The following is a 20714-nucleotide window of genomic DNA, read 5'->3' as shown; positions in this document are numbered from 1 at the left end:
ATAAGAGACAGCCCCCGGCCCCCGCGCCGCAGCCGGAGACCACCGGAGAGGCCCTGGACGAGGCCCCCCAGACCCCCACCGGGACGGATGCGGGCGGTGTGGTTCCAACCCCTCCGTAGGGCCCTTTCTGACCGTCCACGGTGGATTCCAGGAGGCCCACACTCCACGTTCCTGGGAGGGGGCACCGACTGTTCACCGAACGACTGCGCGATCGCCTCGGAGATCGATCATAGATTGCACGGGCCATGCCGGGCCGAGCACTAGATCTCGCGTTGACAGGTTGGGTACCCCCCCATAGCTTGTGGCTGGTCGATGGCGCCCCACCAGCCGATGTGGCAGGGAGCGGGGAAGAGGAGGGACTGTGGGTTTCTTGCTTACAACATCGGTCTGGCCCATAAATCCCCCCAGACACACCGTCGATTCCAGCCGCTAGTCCCGTCCCGCCGGAACGGGACATACCTGAACAATTTTCCAGTAACGTGGTGGGGAAGTCCGCTTCCCTGGACAGGCCTCGTGTCTGCCCGAAGCGCCCTGCTTTTGTCTGGAGTGAGCCGCTCGTGAACTTCGATACGCCCGTGAAGCCGTCCGCCAACATGTCTGTCCCGCCCGTCTCCTCCGGTCCGTCCACGCCGGCGACGACGACAGCGCCGACGGGCGCCGCTGCCTCGGGCGCGGTTGCTTCCGAGCCCACGGCGGGCGACTTCAGCGCCACCTCCATGCGGGTGCGCAAGCGCAACGGCGGCACGGAGACGGTGGACCTCAACAAGATTGTGCGCGCCGTGGGCCGCTCCTGCGTGGGCCTGCCCCGCGTGGACGCGATGCGCGTGGCCACGAAGACCATCTCCGGCCTGTATGACGGCGCGACGACGCGCGAGCTGGACAGCCTTTCCATCCAGACGGCCGCCGCCCTCATCGTCGAAGAGCCCGAGTACGGCCGCCTCTCCGCGCGCCTGCTGGCCACCTTCATCCAGAAGGAGGTCAGCAACCAGGACATCCACTCCTTCAGCCAGTCCGTGGCCGCGGGCCACAAGCACGGGCTCATCGCGGACCGGCTGCTCCAGTTCGTCCAGGCCAACGCGCGCAAGCTCAACGCGGCCATCGACCCGTCGCGCAACGACCTCTTCGAGTACTTCGGCCTGCGCACCGTCTATGACCGGTACCTGCTGAAGAACCCGCAGACGCGCGAGGTGCTGGAGACGCCGCAGGAGTTCTTCCTCCGCGTGGCCAGCGCGCTCAGCGGTGACAATGTGAATGAGGCCATCGAGCTGTACCGGCTGTTCAGCTCGCTGGAGTACCTGCCCAGCTCCCCTACCCTGTTCAATTCGGGCACGCGCCACGAGCAGCTTTCGAGCTGCTTCCTCTTGGACTCGCCCGCGGACGAACTGGACGCCATCTACAAGAAGTATTCGGACATCGCGATGCTGTCGAAGTTCTCCGGCGGCATCGGCGTGGCGTACCACCGGGTGCGCGCGCGCGGCTCGCTCATCAAGTCCACCAACGGCCACTCCAACGGCATCGTGCCCTGGCTGAAAACGCTGGACGCCTCGGTGGCGGCGGTGAACCAGGGCGGCAAGCGCAAGGGCGCGTGCTGCGTGTACCTGGAGACGTGGCACGCGGACATCGAGGACTTCCTCGAGCTGCGTGAGAACACCGGCGACGACGCGCGCCGCACGCACAACCTGAACCTGGCCAACTGGGTGCCGGACCTCTTCATGAAGCGCGTGGAGGCGGACGGCGACTGGAGCCTGTTCGACCCGAAGTCCGTCCCCCACTTCACGGACCTGTACGGCGACGCCTTCGAGCAGGCCTACGCGAAGGCCGAGGCCGACGGCCTGGCCATGCGCAAGGTGAAGGCGCGTGACCTCTACGCCCGGATGATGAAGTGCCTGGCGCAGACGGGTAACGGCTGGATGACCTTCAAGGACATCAGCAACCGCAAGAGCAACCAGACGGGCAAGGACGGCAACGTCATCCACCTGTCCAACCTGTGCACCGAAATCCTGGAGGTGACGAGCCAGGGTGAGACGGCGGTGTGCAACCTGGGCTCGCTGAACCTGAGCCGGATGCTGGTGAACGGGAAGTTCGACTTCGAGCGGCTGCGCGCCAACGCCCAGCTCGCGATGCGGCAGCTCGACCGCGTCATCGACCTGAACTACTACCCCATCCCCACGGCGGCTTCGTCCAACAAGCGCTGGCGCCCGGTGGGCCTGGGCCTGATGGGCCTGCAGGACGTCTTCTTCCAGCTCAAGCTGGCCTTCGACTCGGCGGAGGCGCGTGCGCTCTCCAAGAAGATTTCGGAGGAGATCTACTTCGCGGCGCTGACCACGTCCTGCGAGCTGGCCGAGCAGTACGGCGCCCACGAGTCCTTCGCGGAGACGCGGGCGGCCAAGGGCGAGCTCCAGTTCGACCACTGGGGCGTGGTGCCCGAGGACACGGCGCGCTGGGACGCGCTGCGCCAGCGCATCATGAAGCACGGCCTGCGCAACTCGCTGATGATTGCCATCGCCCCCACGGCGACGATTGCCTCCATCGTCGGCTGCTACGAGTGCATCGAGCCGCAGGTGTCCAACCTGTTCAAGCGCGAGACGCTGTCGGGTGACTTCCTCCAGGTGAACCGCTACCTGGTGCGCGACCTCCAGGCGCTGGGGCTGTGGAACGAGAACATCCGCAACCGCATCAAGATGGCGGAAGGCAGCGTGCAGGACATTACGGAGCTGCCGGAGAACCTGCGCGCGGTGTACCGCACGGCGTGGGAGCTGCCGATGCGCTCGCTGCTGGACATGGGCGCGGACCGCGGGGCGTTCATCGACCAGAGCCAGTCGCTCAACCTCTTCGTCGAGACGCCGAACATCGGGAAACTGTCCTCGATGTACTTCTACGCGTGGCAGAAGGGCCTGAAGACCACGTACTACCTGCGCTCGCGTCCGGCGACGCGGATTGCCAAGGCCACGGTGGGCGCGGGTGGTGGCGCCAGCATGGCGTCCGCGGCCCCTGCCCCGGTGGCGAAGGCGACCGAGGCAGAGGCGGTGGCCTGCTCGCTGGAGAACCCCGAGGCGTGCGAGGCCTGCCAGTAGGCATTGAGACGCTGACGGTTTCGCAGTTGGAAGAACGTTTGAGTTACCGCGCCGCAGCGCGAGGAGCACGGAAGCAATGCTGTTGAACCCTGGCCTGAATCTCACGCTGCGCCCGATGGCGTATCCGCAGTTCTTCGAGATGTACCGGAACGCCATCAAGAACACCTGGACCGTGGAGGAGGTCGACTTCTCCACGGACCTGGTGGACCTGCGCTCGAAGATGACGGACGCGGAGCGCCACCTCATCCACCGGCTGGTGGCGTTCTTCGCGACGGGTGACAGCATCGTCGGCAACAACCTGGTGCTGAACCTGTACAAGCACCTGAACGCGCCTGAGGCGCGGATGTACCTGTCGCGCCAGCTCTACGAGGAGGCGCTGCACGTCCAGTTCTACCTGACGCTGCTGGACACCTACGTGCCGGACCCGGCGGAGCGGGCGATGGCCTTCGCGGCCGTCGACAACATCCCCTCCATCCAGCGCAAGGCGCAGTTCTGCATGAAGTGGATGGACAGCATCCAGGGGCTGGACACGCTGCAGACGAAGGCGCACCGGCGGCAGTTCCTGCTGAACCTCATCTGCTTCGCGGGCTGCATTGAAGGCCTCTTCTTCTTCGCGGCCTTCGCCTACGTGTACTTCCTGCGCAGCAAGGGCCTGTTGAACGGCCTGGCGGCGGGCACTAACTGGGTGTTCCGGGACGAGAGTGCGCACATGGCGTTCGCGTTCGAGTCCATCCAGGTGGCGCGCAAGGAGGAGCCGGACCTCTTCGACGCGCAGATGGAGCGCGACGTGGTGGCCATGCTCCGCGAGGCCGTGGAGTGCGAGACGCAGTTCGCCCAGGACCTGCTGAGCGGCGGCGTCATGGGCCTGTCCGTGCAGGACATGCGCGGCTACCTGGAGTACGTGGCGGACCAGCGGCTCCAGATGTTGGGCATGTCGCCGGTGTTCGGCACGAAGAACCCGCTGCACTTCATGGACCTGCAGGACGTGCAGGAGCTCACGAACTTCTTCGAGCGCCGCGTGTCGTCGTACCAGGTGGCCGTGGGTGTGGGCGCGGCCACGGACGTCGTGCTCGACGCAGCGTTCTGAGCGGCTGTGCGCTGTGTCCCGGGGCGCGGTTCACGCGCCCCGGTTGAGGTCAGCGCGCGGACGATTCACCAGAACTTCCACCACGGGCGTTTCGGAAACTCGGTAGTCCCCTGCTCCAGCGCTTGGATGGACGGAGTCGCGGCGGTGCGAGCTGCGACTTCTTGATTCATCGCCTGCATTCCTTCCTTGGAGAGCCCGACGACCATCGAGGCGAACTCCACGTCCTTCGGGACGGAGCCGGCATGCAGGAACTTGTTGAATGCGTCCAGCACGGCACTCCGTCCGGCGACGGCCATGAGCTGACCGCGAGTGAGCGTCTCGCCCGAAGCCGCCAGCTTCGCCAGCCGGACTGACTCCTGCCAGAGCGGCTCTTGCGCCAGCGAGGCTTCGTGAAGCCCGGGTGCGTTCCACTCCCTGTACTGCGCCGCCACGGGAGGCTTCGCGCCCAGGTTTATGGCGATGACGGCTCCAAAGGCCTCGGGGATGAAGGACACCAGCTTGTCCGACTCGAGGGCCGAGGCTCCCTGGGCGCGAAGCTCATGCCGGATCTCGTCGATGTCCCGATCGGGCGATTCGATGAACGCCGCAACCGCGCGGCTCACGTCAACGCCTCCCTGGAGGACCAGGAACAAGCGGTGGCTGAGGAACCCCTGCGCCTTGGGCCATGGCGCATTCGCGAGGGCAGCCTGCAGCTCTGGCCACTCTTCATTGTCGAGGAGGACCTCCAGCTTCATGACTTCCTCATCGCTCTGAGCGAAGTAGATGCGAAGCCAGTGCGTTCCTGTCGTGAGCGGGAGCGACTCCAGTGCCCCCTTGAGTGAATCGGTCCATTCAGGCGGAGGCGCGTCCGACTCGCTCAGGCTGCGCGTCACGATTTGCCCGAGGAACACACGGCGGGGAATGCCGCCGACGTTCCATTCCTCCACCGTGATGTGCTCGCAAGGCGCATTGAGTAAGGCGCCCAGAAGCACGTGCAGCGAGCCTGCGGCAAAGCTCTGATAGGCGCTCTGCCGGGCGTCTGTCGGAGACGCCCCGATGCCGACGAACGACTCCCCCAGCATCCGGCCCGCCCACAGTTCGACTTCCACATCCAGTTGTACGAACTGCTCCGGGTTCGTCCCAGCCGGTTGCACATACCAAGCCCGGGCGCGGGGCCCGGTCTGACCTAGGCGCAGCCACTCCCCTTCCTCATGGCACTCGACACCGTGAGCTTCGATCAAGTCGCGCAGTGGCTCAGAGGCAGGGATGGCGTCCATAGCGGGCCCCGGAATCATAACGCACTCGTACGAAAGGCCCTATGTCGCCCCACCTTGCCTGACTCCCCCGAAGAGAGGAAAACAGGCGCCGCGACGTCATTCATTCGGGAGGTCGGCAATGAAGCTCTATTTCTTTCAGCAGTCCCGTGCCACGCGAGTCCGCTGGATGATTGAGGAGTTGGGCATTCCTTATGACTTGGCGCCAGTGGACATGATGAAGGGCGAGCACAAGTACCCCGACTACCTGAAGGTGCATCCACTGGGCGCATTGCCAGCTATCGAAGACGATGGCGGTCCTCTCTTCGAATCCGCCGCAATCATCATGCAGTTGGCGGACAAGTACCCCGAAAAGAAACTGGCGCCGCCAGTGGGCACGTACGAGCGCGGGGAATATTACCAGTGGATCCTCTTCGCAATGACCGAGATGGAACCCCACCTCGTCACCATTGCCCAGCACACCCGATTCCTACCCGAGGCAGAGCGCTCCACTGACGCCGTCGCCCGTGCCAGTAAGCGCTTCCAGACAGTGGCGGCAGTGCTCGAAGCGAGAATGAAGGGTCGCGACTTCATCGTAGGGAACACCTTCTCCGCAGCCGATGTGGTGCTGGGAGGCGTTCTCTACTTCGCCAAACGAATGGAGCAACTCGGCGACGACCAGCTGACTCTAAATACATACCTGTTCCATGTGCTGGAACGGCCATGTGCGAAGAGAGGCTACGGAAGCTAACCCGGGGCTCGCGTGACGCGTTCGGAAGGGTCTGATCTGCATAGGGGATGAGTGTTGGACTCCCCCCGGAGAAGCTGCGGCAGGTCATCGTCCGGGCCTTCCTTGAGGAAGGCCTGACGTATGGGCAGATTGCCCACCTGCTGGACATTGGCGAGGCGACGGTCAGCCGAGTGCTGCGGTTGCCTCGGGAAACCGGAGGCGAGACTCCCCGGCCCCGCAGAGGTGGTAACTTCTCGCCCTCCCGAGGCAAGGTGGAGGGGGCGTTCAAGCACTTGGTGGTCCAGACGCAGGATGCGACCGTGCTGGAGCTGCTGGAGGTACTGACGGCACGCACCGGTATCGGCATCAGCCGGGCTTCCATGCAGCGGGCGCTGCACCTGCTGGGCTTCTCTCACAAAAAAGTCCTTCGCCGCTTGCGAGCGCGACGCGCCGCCAAACCTCTGGCCCCGGCGTGCCCTCGCGGCGCCACTGAGTGTGGTGGACGTCCGGCGCCACATCTTCCTCGACGAATCCTTCTGCAACACCTCCATGGCACGCGAGTACGGGGGGCGCCCGTAGGACAGCGCGCCCGGGGGCTACGCCCGGGAGGCCACTGGACGGCGCTGCCGCTGGTGGGCGCCATCCGAGTGAGGTGTCGTCCCAAGCTGAGTGACGCACCGATGAGCCATCAATGGGCGTGTCTTCGTGCGCTTTGTCCGGCAGCGCCTTTGTCCCTGGCTTCACTCGGAAGACATTGTGCTGATGGACAACCTAGGGGTGCACAAGGGCAGAGGCGTGCGTCAGGCTATCGAAGCTGCGGGGGCCTGCATGGTGTACCTGCCACCTACACCCCTGATTTCAATCCCACGAGTTGTGGTGGGCGGACATGAAGAGGCATTTGCGCAAGCTGGCGCCTTAGCCCCTCCATGAACTGGCCCAGGCGTTGCAGCGGCTTCGCACGCAACTCCTCTCGCGAAGCTGGCCACTTGGTTCCGCCACTGCCTAGCCATCCATCACTCTAACTAATCTCTTCGTTAACCACGCAGGCGCCCAGTCACCACATAACCGGGACATCCGATCCGCATCTCACCAAGCAGATCAGCTGGTCCGCGAACCAGTCGATCTGAACCCCAAATAACCCTCGAAGCAACACCCCCTGGGTGGGGCAAGGCAGACACCTCGCGCATCGCCTTCGTCCATGTAAATAGTCCGTTTACACACCTCCATCAACGCCCGTGGAAAGAATTACCCGTGACAGCAAACCTGCCGCCTGCCCCCCCTGCTCCGCCCCAAGAGCTCCAGCCAGCACAAATCAAGTGGCTCGTCAATACAGGACAGAAAATAAAAACCACAGATAACAAGACCATTGAAGTCTGGGAGTTGCGGCACCAAAAAGACGACGCGATCCTCTCCGCGTGGGCAAAACACATCCGCAATCACTATTGCAGCGACAACCAAATCGACTACCTACGCAAAGGGTATGGCTACTCCCGCGCCGAATATTTAAGCAAAATAAAATTCCCCGACGCCTCAAACCCGCCAGGCCCAAGCATTCGCTCTGGCGACTTCGCAGAGCTAATTGTCGCTGACTATGTGGAATTCCTCCTGAATTACTGGGTTCCACGCACACGTTACGCAGACAAGACAATCCGAAACGAATCCACAAAAGGATGCGACATCATTGGATTCAAAATAATCAAAAGTGGACGAGATTCAAAATCCGACACACTTGCGATATTTGAGTCAAAGGCCGATCTGACTGGCCAAAAGGCATCGTCGCGACTCCAAGACGCAGTCAACGACTCCTCCAAAGACCCCACCCGAAAACCAGAGTCCCTAAATGCAATAAAACAGCGACTCTTTGACCAGCAAAAATTCGGAGAAGCAGAAAAAATTGAGCGCTTTCAAAACCCAGTCGACAGGCCATATCAAGAGACCTACGGCGCGGTAGCCGTCTTATCCACCCCTTGCTTCGACGGACCGACCACATCAAAAACAGACACGTCAAAACACCCCGCAGCACAAACAGTCGCCCTCCTTGTCATCCATGGCGGCGAATTAATGTCATTGGCTCACGAACTTTACGCAAGAGCCATCAATGAAGCCTGACAAAAGCTCACAACTTCTCCTGAGTGCCACTCGCTCCAAGGCAAAGATGTTTGAGTACTCGGTCCCGCCCTCAGAACATATCAATCTATCCAGAGATCCCGCCGAACTATTAACTCTCACCATTGGAGTACTGGGAGAACTATCAGCTCGACTCAACGCACATGGCATTGAGGACGCCAAACTGGAGGAATTGCAGTTGCACATGCTATTCTCCGCACGCTACTTTGACGCATACCGCCAAACAAACCTCGCATCCGACCTCGATAGCTATCTACTCCTGCTCGGGTCCGCATCTTATTACCTCTGCAACTTTCCCGGCAGCGCCAGCGTTCTCGCCTACGCAATTTCATCAGAATCACTCGAACTCTCTACTCGTGGATTGGAGCAACTTCTCCTATGGCTCCTGAAAGGAAACTTCTCCTCCGACTGCGTATTCACACCAGGCCCGTACACACAACTACTTGAGAACATTCAGTTAGCACTGTCGACATACTACAGCCACGGAGGCACCGAGGAACAATTCATCAACGCTAGCGCAGAACTAAGACGTACCGCATACATTCACGGAACGGCACGAGAATTACTACTGGCCGATACAGTTAGCGCTGTCGTTCGTCGACGCTTCGAAAACTCTGCTCGACTATGCCTCCCAACGTTCTCAAACATTCCTGAGGCAGACTGGGCAAACACCCTATCCAAGCCTAGATTCCTCCATGAACTATGGCCCGCCCAAAAACTCCTAGGAGAAAAGGGGGTATTCGAAGGGAAGTCTGCCGTCGTCCAAATGCCAACCAGCGCAGGCAAGAGCAGGGCCACGGAAATCATAATTCGAAGTGCATTCTTAGCCGAGAGAGCAACCCTCGCCGTCGTCGTAGCTCCCTTCAGGGCTCTCTGTCACGAAATCCGCGACAACTTACTTGAAGCATTTCATGGAGAGCCTGTAAATGTCGATGAATTATCCGACGTTTCCCAGGCCGACTTTGATGTTGAAGAACTTCTTGCGATACGCAGCGTCCTCATCCTAACCCCAGAAAAGCTCGTATACACATTAAGACACTCACCCGAAATCGCAAAACAAATAGGACTGCTCATCTACGACGAAGGGCATCAATTTGACACTGGCTCTCGCGGGGTAACCTATGAACTTTTGATTGCCTCACTAAAGACCATGATTCCACTGGAAATCCAGACTATTCTCATCTCAGCGGTTCTATCGAATGCTGCGGCAATCGGAGAATGGCTGAACGCCGACGAGCCGAATGTCGTTGCAGGTGGCGGTCTAATCCCAACTGAACGTACAGTGGCGTTTGCCAGTTGGCAAGACCACTTAGGGCGCCTGGATTTCGTAGAACCTGACACCCCAAACAAGATACAGTTTTTCGTCCCCAGAGTAATCGAGGCGCAACAACTCCAGCACAATTCGCGCGAGAAAGCACGGTCGTTTCCGGATAGGAACAACGGAGCAACTGTCGCTCTATACCTAGGATTAAAGCTCGCCCACAATGGCAGCGTCGCAATCTTCTGCGGCCGAAAGTCAACTGTGACTTCGCTTTGCGAAACACTGCTCGACGCCTACGCGCGCGGACTAGAACTGAAGCCACCACTAGCCGCGTCTGCCAGTGACGAAGTTCAGCGAATAGCTAGCTTGTGCATAAAAAACCTCGGTGCCGATGCCGCAATCAGCCGGAGCGCAGCTCTAGGTGTATTCACCCATCACGGGAATACCCCCCATGGGATTCGATTGGCCGTCGAGCATGCAATGAAGACGGGACTGGCACGACTCGTCATATGCACATCTACGCTTGCGCAAGGGGTAAACCTCCCAATTCGATACTTAATTGTCACCAGTGTGTACCAAGGCCGCGACCCGATTAAGAATCGAGATTTCCACAACCTCATCGGCCGAGCAGGTCGCTCTGGCATGCACACGGAAGGCAGTGTAATCTTTGCAGACCCAAGCATCTATGACGGAAGGGAGATAGAAACCGAGAACTGGAGGTGGTCCGGAATTCAATCGCTTCTGCGTACTGATACTTCAGAACCATGCGAAAGCACTATACTCTCGGTACTCGCTTTTCTACAAAGCGACAACCGCCGCTCGCGCCTTTCACTAGACCCGATTCAACTAATTCAAGCATACATTTCGTCACCAAACACCGCCGACTGGGTCTCCCAAACAGCATCCAGCCTCTCGAGGAAAGGATTCTCGAAGGAGGTCCTCACTGGGCAACTCACCCAAAAAGTAGAGATCTTGGCAGCCATTGAGAGCTTTTTAATGGCTCATTGGGATGACATAGACGCCAACCTACCGGAAAACGGAGTCAGGCGACTCGCCGAGGAAACGCTCGCATACCACCTCGCAAGCGATGATGACCGCGAACGTCTAATTGAAACATTCTCAACTCTGGCAGCGCATGTTGCCAGCAAAGCGAGTGCACCAGCCCAACGGAAATTATTCGCGCGCACTCTCTACGGACTCAAAGAGGCAATCGAGACCGAAACATGGGTCATTGCAAACATTGACGCGATGATCGAGATCGAGTCAACCGACGAACTACTGTCAACTCTGTGGCCTCTCATCCTGGCCAGAATTCAGAATTCGACATTTCGCAAATGCAGACCCCAGACAGCACTCCAACCCCTCACCATAGGATGGATGAATGGCCATTCATTCGGGGGACTATACGCCGAACTGCTACGGATCAATGCGAAAATCGGAGGAGACAAACAGCCTCGAAAGGCAAAACTAGAACACGTCATAGAGCTATGCGAAAACGCCCTTGGCTACGAAGGAACTCTTGCGATAGGGGCAGTCATTGAATTCACAAGCACATTAAGGCCAGACTCCGAAAATCTAATATCACACCTCAAGACACTGCAAAAGCGCATGAGATACGGACTGCCCACAGCATGCTCGGTGATGATTTATGAGCTTGGATTTTCTGACAGAGTCGTGGCTACCGACCTTCTCCAAATCGTAGGCGAGTGTTCCTCGCGGGGGGCTCTTCGCCGCGAACTGTTCCGAAACGAATCAGAGGTTCGTGCCATTTTGGAACAATACCCAGCCTACTTCGCTCTCATGTTAAATCGGATTACTGGCTGAGGACTTTTGAGAATGCTTCTCGGACACGTCGTCGACAACACAAGTAAAATAACTCACCCCAAAACGAGTCGCTCCGACTTGGCAGCCTCTAACTCGGAACGACCTCCACTTCGGATTACTCGGCCTCAGCGCAGGTTCAAACGACGATGGTTACTTCCCATACTCGTTCCAAACGAACCCACTCTTGGCCCCACCGAGGATGCACTCTTCGACAAGGAACCGCAATGGCTCCGGTTGAACCAATAGAAACAAAACCGTGAGTGATTCAGGGCGAGTGAAGGTCCTGCAATAGACCGACCGCCCGCAGGACGGTGTAAGGCTTGCGCTGGTACTCGCGGAGGCGGCGACGGAGTGCAGCGGACAGCCTCGGCATGGCGTCGTACAGCACGTTGTGGCTGACGTCGTGCCGGAGCGGTCGCCAGAGTTTCTCAATGGGTTGCAACTCGGGGCTATAGGGCGGCAGCGTGTAGAGCAGCACATGCGGATTGGCCCGCAGCGCTTCATCCACCACGCGGCCCCGGTGCCAATTGGCTCCGTCTACCAGGAGGACGACACACAGGCACGAGTCAGCCGGGGAGGTGCGGCCCACTTGCTCGATGTGGCGTGCAAACTCGCGCTGCATTCGAGACGTCTTGCTCAGCCCGTCGCGTCGACGCTCTGTGTGCTGGCTCTCGAAGAGGTGATGCGTCAGCTGCCCAGTCACCAGATTGACCGAGCCGAAGACGTGCACCACGTCTTTGCAGTCCCAGGTGCCTACGCACGGCCGCTCGCCTTGGATGCCCAGCGTCGTGGTGAGGGTGGGCACCAGGGCGAACCGTGCCTCGTCCTGACTCAGCAGGACGAGCTCGCCGAGGGCAGCCCCCGTTCTAACGCCGCGATGTCTTCGGCGGCCTTGGCTTGGCGCGCCGGGTCTGCATTGAGGAAGCGGTAGGTGGGCCGGTAGGGACGGATGCCATGGCGGTGGCAGAAGTCGCGCATGCAGGTTTCGCTCACCTCCACGTACTGCTGGCGCGTGTAGTGCTGAGCGAGCGTCGCGTACGTCCAGTTGGCGCGAGGGACTCCGCACTCCAGCGGCCCCGTCCTCACCCACTGCTTGAGTAGCTCGGCGTGCGCCTCGGGGATGAGGGACCTCCTACCGGGTCCCCAATGAATTCGCAGCGCCGCCAGCCCTCTCTCCCGGTACAGCTTCAGCCACCAGAAGACGGTGCGCACACCCGCCACGACATCGACGGCGCTGTCCTGCGGATTGCGGCCGCGCGCAGCCATCAGCACCGCCTGGCAGCGCTCCGCCAGGCGCCGGTCCTCTGTCGAGCGAAAAGTCTCCTCCAGCTCCGCTCGTGCCTGCTCGCTCAGTGTCAGCCCAGCCATATCTGGGTAACACCCAGGCCCTGCAGGACTCTTCCGCGCCCTGAATGAGTCGCCATCTCCTACTGCTCTCATCACTTTCTTGAGCTGAGCTCCGGTACAGTCATTCTTCTTGACCATGTGCGCCGAAATTCGGTTTCTCATTTCCTTGCATTTACTATGGCCAACACATACCGGCATCCACGACTGGGCCTTGCGGCGTTGCCTATCGCCCGCATGCAGGTTCGCTATTCGGCACAACGAACCAAGAATGTGATTATTGACTCCCTCAACCTCTAAATACATACTTACCACACAAGTCTGACTTCCGACGTGCCGACCAGCACTGCCTGCCAGTGAAACAGCGACGACTCTTTGCAAACCAGTCGCTTTCGACGCTCTTTGGCGAAAGGAGAGAGTTCATGAGGACAGTCGAAAGCCGGTATCGACATTGGCGTAGTATCAAGACTCAAGTACACCTCGAACGATAGAGTTCGCCGCAGCACGGAAGACCTCAGCGAATGCATCGAGCATTAACGCGGCATCCCATGAAGCCACCACATCAACGCCCCCACCGCGAGCTGGCCACCGACGAACAGCGCCAGCCGCCACGGTAGGCGCACCGGCCGCCCCTGGAAGTCATCGAAGCGCACCAGGGCGAACAGGGCCCAGACCAGCGTCATCACACCGCTGAGCACGAAGCCCTTCACCGGGCTCTCAACCGGCGGAGCAAAGATGAAGTGGTACAGCACCGCGGGCACGACCAAGGCCACCACCAGCACCAGCCCCCAGACGCGCGCCGCGGGCACCAGCGTCGCCGCCCTGCGCATCCTCCGGGCCCTGCCGAGCTTCGGCGCCATCTCGCTCACCGGCGTCGGCTTGGGCAGCACCTTCCCCTTCCACACCAGGTAGTGCGTGGCCATCAGCCTCGACGCGCGCGTCAGGTTGAAGCCCTCCACCGGCGTCCCCGCCGCCATCGCGCTGCGGCAACTCACCGCCCAGTCGATGTAGTGGTGGACCTCCTCCAGCGGCAGCTTGACGATGCTCCGAATCACCTCGCGCGCCACTACGGGCGCCAGCGGGTCCACGGTCCACCCGTCCGGCCCCAGCGTGCGCAGTGCCTCGTCCTCCCGCTTCGCCCCCACGGGCACGCCCTCTTCGCCCTGGGACTCCAGCTCCCACGCCATGGTGCCCACGTCGCCCATCCACACCCGCGTGCTCTTGAAGCCCGCTTCCTGCGCCAGGCTGGCCACGCGCGTCAGGAAGCCGTCCTGCTCCGCCGCCTCCGCCTCGCCTTCGACGCGCGGCGCACCGAGCACCTGCACGTCGATGAGCGTCAGCGCCGGCCCGAACTGGAAGACGTCCGCGACGACGATGTCGCTCCGAGGCTGCTCCCCGAACGACGTCCCCAGTGCGGCGTCCATCCACTGACGAACCCTGGACCGGTCCGGGCTCCCATGAATCCAGAGGTGATTCGCGATGCCGTAAGCCATGAGCTCCTCAACCCGGATGCCTACCAGAGACGCGGCGCCAGGCTCCAGGGTGATTGGTGCCCCGCCGCTCACGGATACCACCCCGGGCCATGGTAGACAGGGACGCACCGCATGAGCCGGACCGCCTGTCCCAGCACTTCTGGTTCTGGGGGCGCTTCTTCGCCGTCCACGCCCGTTGGGCGCTGGCGCAGACCGCAGTGGCCAGCGCCTTTGGGGCACGGCCCGTGTCCCTCGGCCTCGGCGACGGCCCCCTACTCTCCGCCCGCCTGGAGAGCATCCTATGGGCCTTCCGTCCGGTCATGCTCGGCAGCGCGGTGAGTTTTGACGAGCCCGGCGAGAGCGCCTCCGCGCCAGCCCGCGCGCCCCCTGCACGCCGCCGGTATCCTCCTGCCCTGAACTCACCGGGTGTGCAGCCTACTTCTTCACCTGGAGTTCCGCGACGCGCGCGGACGAGATCTCTCCCAGAATTCTCCGCAGGCTTCCGACACTATTGCCGCCGAGGTCAAAAGCCCTCCGATTCCCGGTTCCCGCTCTTGGCGTGCCCGTGCACACCATGACTGCGTCCGGTCGCTCATACAATCTGCAGAACGGGCCAGTGGGAATGGGCTGGATGAATCCAAGGCTGCTCATCACTGGGTCGAGGTCCATCAGGAAGTCAGGGGTGTCACCCTTGAGACTGCCGCTGCTGGAATGCGGCGCCCTGTCAATGCGGAAGAGGGAGAGCGCTCCCCACGCCAGCATCTCCCTCAACGTCTCGAAGGCGTCGGTCAGTTCCTTGCCGCGCGCTTCGCGGGAAGTGACCATGGCATCGTTTCGCGAGGGCGCATTGAAGTCGTAGAAGAGGTGCAGCGGCATCATCTCATCGGACTCATAGGCGATGAGCAGAAATCGAGGTTCGGGCTTGACCAACTTCTGGGCGTAGCACGCCAGCACGCGCTCGGCCGAGAAATCCAGGGTGGGGTAGGCCAGGGGCCCCATGCTCTGGCCCATGCGACGCAGGAACCAGCAATAGAACGGCGGCAGGGGACGACCGGCAATCCGCTCGAGCTTCTCAATCGTGGCAGGCGCTGCGCCCCGCCACTGCTCCGCGAACCCAGGGACAGTCCGCAACAGCAGGTGCTCCATCTCGAGCTCTACTTCCTCGTGTGTTGACATGGCGTCTGCTGGACTTCCGTAATCGTCCGGAGGACGTCGTAGTAGACCTCAATGAACTCGACCAGCGCGGCGCAAGCGTGGTGAAGCGCTCGTCGAGCAAGAGTTCCATGCGAGTCATCCAAGCGCAGGGGTCCATTCGTCGACTTCGACCTCCAACGAGGACTCGGTGGTGAGCCTTCCCAGGAGCCTTCTAAGTACTCCGGCATCACGGCCGCCCAGAGTGAAGGCCTGGTTCCCCAGGAGTTCTTCTCGGGGCGTGCGCTCGCATATCAAGACCGCATCGTTCCGTTCATACAGTCCACAGCGAGGACCGGTTGTAATCGGCTTGGTGAAACCCAGACTGAACATCACTGGGTCGAGTTGAGAGAGGAGGTCTGGATCGTCACAAGAGAGCATTCCTTCACATCGCTGAGGCATCGTGTTGACCCTGAACTTCAGGAGCGCCCCCCAAGCCAACATTTCACTCAGAGTTTCGAACCTGTCATGAAGCTCGCCGCCATTGGCGTACCGCTCCGTCACCAGCGCATCGTCCCGTGCCGGTGCGTCAAAATCGTAGAAGAGATGCAGTGGCATCATCTCATCAGACTCATATCCAATGAGCAGAAACCGCGGATCTGGATGGATCGTCTTCTCTGCATAGCTGCGGAGAATGCGCTCTGCTGAGAAATCCAGGCTCGGATAGGTCAGAGCCCCCATGCAACGTCCCATGCGACGCAGGAACCACAGATAGAACGGAGGCAGAGGCCGACCTGCCAGTCGCTCGATATGTGCAATCGTCTCCGGGCTGGCACCCTGCCACTGCTCTGAGAGTCCTGGAACGATCCTCAGGAGTAGATCTTCCATCTCGGCTGCTAGTTCGTGTGCTGACATTCCAGTACCTTGTCTTCATGACAGAGCATCGCGGGGAGGAGAAAGTTGCATGTCAGACATGGCGGAACGGTCTTGCCATGACCGAAGTGACCTTCGACTTCCTCGCCACTCTCCGCATCGAGAAACTTGATTTTCGCATCAACTGGCTGCTTTTCGCTGTGGTGCCAGCGCTCGGTGATGCCTCTTGGATATGCATTGTCCTCCAGGCAGTATACAAGTGCCTTGGGCCCAGCACAGGAGCCGGGCGGATATGCTGCGGACGAGGTCTCGCCACGCTTGCTCTTCCTTGCGCGGGACTCAAGCCTCTCCCATGTCTTGTCAAAATCTGTTTTTCGACTACCAAATCGTCCCCTAATGAAGGATTTGACCTTTTGTTTTGTGGCGTCAATCGGCAGTCCACTCTCCGGACCGACCCACTTGAGGTCCGAGATGCTGTCACAGACGCCTTTGAGCGTTGGCCCTGAGTGATCCGCATAGATCTTCTTCTTGCCGCACAGGCACTGGACCACGCCCAGCATTGTTGAAAAAGGACTGGGGAGTTCGCCGCCACGCACTTTCCTCGCAACCCTCTGAGCCAGCCGCCCCGCGTTGACCTTCGTCGTAGGATTCTCTTCGAGCGTGCTTTCGGGGCCATGGCGCTTCCTGCAAAGTGGGCATCTGTCATTCCCGTTGACAGCAGTGACCGTGCCGCTCACCTGAAGCAAGCCCATCATCGTCGCCGCATTGGCTGGGCTCCCGCTCGATCCGCAATTGTTGAGCATGGGGTCGCCGAGCAGTTGGACGTTTTTACCCTCGATCTTCGTGTCCATGGACCCGGGCCCGACGAAACTAGTCGGACCTTCCACATTGGAGGAAACCACTCCGCCGCCGGTTCCTTTGCTGGCCACATCCCCCATGGAGCCAAACGTTGCGCCCCGAATCGCAACCTTCTTCCCTTCAATCGTGACGCTTTTCGAGTAGTTCTTTGGCTCCGTCCCGCTTTTGCCGATATTGGGTAGCGGTGTTGGTACGAACGGGGCCGGCGGCCCTGGCATCTTGCACACGTTCGGCAGGGTCGCTGCGGCAACCCCACTGCTTCCTTCAGTTACCGGGGTCTTGGGCGCATTCACTGAGACCTTGGGCATGGGCATCCTCTCCTTACGAGACTTGGGGCGCATGCAGGAGCATCGCCCCCCGCAGCCCCCCATCCGAACCGGCCATCACCAGGGCCCGTGGGCCTCGCGCATACCCCCGGGCGAATGCCCGGACCGCAAGGACGCACCCGAGCGCTCCGGAGGCAGCACCGACATCGCCCCAGCAGGTGCTTGGGACCCTGTAGCTGGTGGACTTCCAGACGGATGGCGTCCGCAGCACGACGAAACCCCACTCCTCGCTTCGATAGCGCTCACCATTGATGTCCGTATACAGGTCGTCGACCCCTTCATGGGGCAACTTGAGTCCCGTGACGACGCCCTCGACTGCCTGGGTCATCCCAACGCCGAGAGAGCCCCTACTGCTGTCGCGAAGCTGGCGCTCTCGTGCGGTGTGCGCTCCCCGCACGACAGCCAGCCCTGACAGCCCCAGGCGGCGCCGCGTCCCGGCGCTCATCAGCGCCAGACAGGCGGCGCCCTCGCCAGGCGTGAAGCCACCGCGAATCCCCGGCTGCGCGAAGCGACGAGCCTGCTCCAGCCAGAGGAACGTCTCCGTGTGGTGGTAGCTGTCCGCGCCCGCCACCAGGAACAGGTGGTCCCCGCCATCGGCACACTCCCGCAGGGCCTGCTCCACCGCCCGGAGCGCTCCCGCGTGGCCGCGCCCCGCAAGCACGACGCGCGTGCCTGCGCTTCTCCCTCGATAGCGCGCCTCCACGGCGTCGACCAGCCAGCCCGCGTCCTCCTCCAAGAACCCGGGGCGGGCTTCCGGGCACGACAGCAGCACGCTGAGCCGGCTCCGCAGCAGCGCTTCTGGACACAGTTTGGCCTCGACCTCCCCCAACGCACTCTCGAGCAGCGGCAAGAGCCGATTCCGCCCCTCCAGCGATGGGTCAAGGATCCCGTCCGATGCAATCACCACAGGCTCCCCCCGGGCGTCGGCGAAGGGAAACTCGGCGTAGCGAGAGATGCCAGCACGCACGGCCGCCGCGCTGCTCTCCGCCGTATACCCGACGGGGGTTCGCGCGCCGACCGCAACGACCTCCAGGGAGGTGCTCATTCCGCCTCCTTCAATTCTGCAATCTCCGTCTCGTCGAGGTAGTCCGCATCCGGCGCGGGCACACACAGCGCTCCCTGCCACACCAGCGAGAGGCGCCTGGCTTCAGGCTCGACGAGAACCGTGGTCAGGCGTGCGCCGTGCTCCTCGCTCCGCCGGCCCACGTGCGTGGTGAAACCAAGCGAGATGCGGGGCAATTCGAAGCGAAGGACCCCTTCGGGCGTCATGTTCATCAATTCGACCCGCTCGCCGCCGGTGAGCGGCCCGTCGAGTCGCTGGTCCCCGGGGGCGCTCAACGCGAATGTGGGGTCGTAGTCATCGGGAAGCAGAGGCTTCTTCGTACGCTCCCACCGGGCGTCGTACGTCCCCGCGAGCTTGCGTCGCGGCATCCAGGCGGCGTCGATGGGCCCGAACCCCGCGGGGCCTCGGGTCGCCGGGTCGCCACTGGGATACTCGATTGTATGGGCGGGCTTGCCCGCAAGTTGGGCCTGACGCGTCGCGAAGCCACGCCCGAGGGGATTTCGCTCGTCGAGCCGATGCTTGCTGGGGTCGGAGTCCGTCATGTCATAGCCCCCGAACGCGGCTTCATAGCGAATGGGGCTCGTGGTGAACGGCCGGGGCCGGCTCACCGCCATCCCAAGCAACCCCCGAGAGTAGGTGCGTGCCCCGTGCACGAGCAGTACCTTGTGGAGCGGTCCGAGCCGCAGCGAGACCGGCACCGTCTCGGCGGGCTTGCCGCGAGGCGCATGCGCGCAACCATCGAGCAGCACCTCCGCGCCCGGTTTCACCGCCAGCAGGTCCGATTCATAGCGCAAGCTCGACTGACCGGGCGCTCCGAAGTACTCCGGCATCAGCACAGGAGGACGCTGTTCGTCCGCCAGTTGGAGTCTCCCCCCGGGCGCGATGTCAAAAGTCGCTTTGACCGCGACGAGCCACCAGTGAACCCCCTCCTTGTCACGCGTCCAGTTTCGCTCCGCAGCGTACGCAGTGCGATTCTTCAGTGCCCACATGGAACTTCACCCCCCAAAAGCACGCTTCAATGGACGTGTCGATAAGTGCTCGCGCACGCGCTGTGCTCCGGCCAGTTCCGCGCCCTGTCGGGCCGTGAACGCACGTGTTTGAACGTCGTGCATGCCCTGCGTCCTCAGCGCCAGTTCTCGTGCGTGGACGTGACGTCGACGCATGGGCCCCCTCGCCAGCGCGTCCAACAGCGCCGCGCCACTGAACGGCTTGCCGCCCAGGTAGCGTCCACTCCGAGAGTAATCCTGACGCGCTCGCTGCCACCAGTCAGCGACTGCTGCACAGGCCGGCACCGGCAGATTGTCCTCTTCCTTGGAAGAAAGGTCGGCTTCGAGGTCATCTTCCTCCAGTGGCGGGAGCGAATCCCCCTCCTCTAACTCCACGGCGTAAGTGTCCTTCAGCACCAGCCCGGTGATGGCGCTAAAGGCCTCGCCAGCCAGCCGTGCCACCGATGGCACATGCCCCATCAACTCCAGACAAGCCTCCACGGCAGCAACCCGCCCTGTGAAGCCCAGTGCCCATACGATGTCCGCGCGGACGACGTCATTGGCCATGAGCGCCACCAGGCGCTCGACGTCCTCGTCATCCCCGCATATCGCCTGGAGCACTCGGGCCGGAGGTGCGCCCTCGCCGCAGCCTTGCGCCTCCTGCCGGCATGCGTCCCATGCCGCGCGTACTCCAGACAGCAGGCCAGACTCGATGGCCGCCAGTCGCACTTGCGGTCGATTGTCGTCCAACAGTCGCCGCAACTCCCGGTGCCCGATATCTCTTTCCAGCGTGCCAAGGCCTCGCAGTGCCGCCGCCACCACCCGGCCATCCTCCTGGTCGAGCAGTTCCAGAGCAACTCCGCGTGGTACGGCTCCGCGGAACGAAAGCACCTCCAATGCCAGCGCCTGGACGGATGCCTCGGGTGCCTTCAGCAACGGAACCAGCGACGCATCCAACCCGGTGCGCCCGCTGAGTTCCAGCGCGCGCCGCAGCGAAGCCAGTACCTCTGGAGGCGCGACCGGCGCCAGCGCGAGTACCACTTCCAGCGCAGCAGGTGGGGATTCGGCGATGGAGGCGAACACTGAGCAAAACACCTCCCCAGGTTCCCCACCGTCCAGGGCGGGACTGAGCAGAGCCTCGGCGACGGGCTCCCCCCCGAGCACCAGTCCGTCCAGATGTGCCAGCAGCCGCTCCTCCAACTGCGCTGTCTCTTCCAGATTGTAGTTCGTTCCCCGCAGTGCTCGCTCCCATTGCGAGTACAGGAAGGCCGCCTCGGAAAAGTGCTCCTCGATGACGTCTATCCTCAGCGTGGGCATCACGTCAGC

Annotated in this window: 16 protein-coding genes and 1 pseudogene; 7 read left to right on the top strand and 10 right to left on the bottom strand. The window is 61.8% G+C overall.

Translation table 11 applies throughout. The annotated features are described in order from the left end of the window. Positions 1 to 557 precede the first annotated feature (557 nt). Positions 558 to 3074: a ribonucleoside-diphosphate reductase subunit alpha gene (locus F8M74_RS04110; protein ID WP_141255004.1), complete on the top strand. Its 2517-nt coding sequence runs from the start codon at positions 558 to 560 to the stop codon at positions 3072 to 3074. 76 nt (positions 3075 to 3150) lie between these two features. Beyond that, positions 3151 to 4161 carry a ribonucleotide-diphosphate reductase subunit beta gene (locus tag F8M74_RS04105; RefSeq protein ID WP_141255003.1) on the top strand — a complete coding sequence of 337 codons (1011 nt, stop codon included), beginning with the start codon at positions 3151 to 3153 and terminating at the stop codon, positions 4159 to 4161. A 65-nt stretch (positions 4162 to 4226) separates the two neighbouring features. On the opposite strand, the gene F8M74_RS04100 is transcribed toward F8M74_RS04105, so the two are convergent. Next, a complete protein-coding gene (locus F8M74_RS04100) occupies positions 4227 to 5417 on the bottom strand; it encodes a DUF6348 family protein (protein ID WP_141255002.1) in 1191 nt (396 codons plus the stop codon). A 118-nt stretch (positions 5418 to 5535) separates the two neighbouring features. On the opposite strand from F8M74_RS04100, the gene F8M74_RS04095 reads away from it, so the two are divergent. The 5 genes and pseudogenes from F8M74_RS04095 (at position 5536) to F8M74_RS04075 (ending at position 11335) form a co-directional block, all read left to right on the top strand. Then, positions 5536 to 6144: a glutathione S-transferase family protein gene (locus F8M74_RS04095; RefSeq protein WP_141255001.1), complete on the top strand. Its 609-nt coding sequence runs from the start codon at positions 5536 to 5538 to the stop codon at positions 6142 to 6144. A 47-nt stretch (positions 6145 to 6191) separates the two neighbouring features. Then, a pseudogene (locus tag F8M74_RS38625) lies at positions 6192 to 6335 on the top strand (helix-turn-helix domain-containing protein); the annotation flags it as partial. A gap of 475 nt (positions 6336 to 6810) precedes the next feature. Further along, on the top strand, positions 6811 to 7053 hold the full coding sequence (locus F8M74_RS38620; protein ID WP_368667172.1) for a transposase: 243 nt from the start codon (positions 6811 to 6813) through the stop codon (positions 7051 to 7053). A 321-nt stretch (positions 7054 to 7374) separates the two neighbouring features. Next, the gene (locus F8M74_RS04080; RefSeq protein ID WP_203330809.1) at positions 7375 to 8232 is read left to right on the top strand and encodes a Hachiman antiphage defense system protein HamA; all 858 of its coding nucleotides are present in this window, start codon (positions 7375 to 7377) and stop codon (positions 8230 to 8232) included. Next, entirely contained in the window at positions 8222 to 11335 is a 3114-nt protein-coding gene (locus tag F8M74_RS04075; RefSeq protein WP_141254999.1) for a DEAD/DEAH box helicase, read from the top strand. Before F8M74_RS04080 ends, F8M74_RS04075 begins: the two co-directional genes overlap by 11 nt. Positions 11336 to 11600: 265 nt before the next feature. Here F8M74_RS04075 and F8M74_RS04070 read toward each other — a convergent pair whose 3' ends face one another. The 9 genes from F8M74_RS04070 to F8M74_RS04025 form a co-directional block, all read right to left on the bottom strand. Further along, positions 11601 to 12140, bottom strand: coding sequence for a transposase (locus F8M74_RS04070; protein WP_228559704.1), 540 nt, complete (start codon positions 12138 to 12140; stop codon positions 11601 to 11603). Positions 12141 to 12166: 26 nt separating this feature from the next. Further along, positions 12167 to 12703 (bottom strand): helix-turn-helix domain-containing protein, encoded by a 537-nt coding sequence (locus tag F8M74_RS04065; RefSeq protein WP_162294988.1) that lies wholly within the window; start codon positions 12701 to 12703, stop codon positions 12167 to 12169. A gap of 509 nt (positions 12704 to 13212) precedes the next feature. Beyond that, positions 13213 to 14172, bottom strand: a complete 960-nt coding sequence (locus F8M74_RS04060) for a hypothetical protein (RefSeq protein ID WP_228559706.1) — start codon at positions 14170 to 14172, stop codon at positions 13213 to 13215. Between the two features lie 414 nt (positions 14173 to 14586). Further along, complete coding sequence (locus tag F8M74_RS04050) at positions 14587 to 15297, bottom strand: SMI1/KNR4 family protein (protein WP_141254996.1); 711 nt, start codon at positions 15295 to 15297, stop codon at positions 14587 to 14589. Between the two features lie 144 nt (positions 15298 to 15441). Further along, complete coding sequence (locus tag F8M74_RS37690; RefSeq protein WP_228565710.1) at positions 15442 to 16170, bottom strand: SMI1/KNR4 family protein; 729 nt, start codon at positions 16168 to 16170, stop codon at positions 15442 to 15444. An 8-nt stretch (positions 16171 to 16178) separates the two neighbouring features. Further along, positions 16179 to 17321, bottom strand: a complete 1143-nt coding sequence (locus F8M74_RS04040) for a PAAR-like domain-containing protein (RefSeq protein WP_141254995.1) — start codon at positions 17319 to 17321, stop codon at positions 16179 to 16181. A 13-nt stretch (positions 17322 to 17334) separates the two neighbouring features. Continuing rightward, positions 17335 to 18384, bottom strand: a complete 1050-nt coding sequence (locus F8M74_RS04035) for a hypothetical protein (RefSeq protein WP_141254994.1) — start codon at positions 18382 to 18384, stop codon at positions 17335 to 17337. Further along, positions 18381 to 19391, bottom strand: coding sequence for a DUF2169 domain-containing protein (locus F8M74_RS04030; protein WP_141254993.1), 1011 nt, complete (start codon positions 19389 to 19391; stop codon positions 18381 to 18383). The genes F8M74_RS04035 and F8M74_RS04030 overlap by 4 nt, the downstream gene beginning before the upstream one ends. Positions 19392 to 19397: 6 nt before the next feature. Continuing rightward, positions 19398 to 20705, bottom strand: a complete 1308-nt coding sequence (locus F8M74_RS04025) for a TIGR02270 family protein (protein WP_141255023.1) — start codon at positions 20703 to 20705, stop codon at positions 19398 to 19400. Positions 20706 to 20714 lie beyond the last annotated feature (9 nt).

The sequence above is a fragment of the Myxococcus sp. CA023 genome (assembly GCF_010998615.1).
Taxonomy (GTDB): domain Bacteria; phylum Myxococcota; class Myxococcia; order Myxococcales; family Myxococcaceae; genus Myxococcus.
Note: the sequence above shows the minus strand (reverse complement) of the source record. Positions and strands in the feature narration are given on the sequence as shown.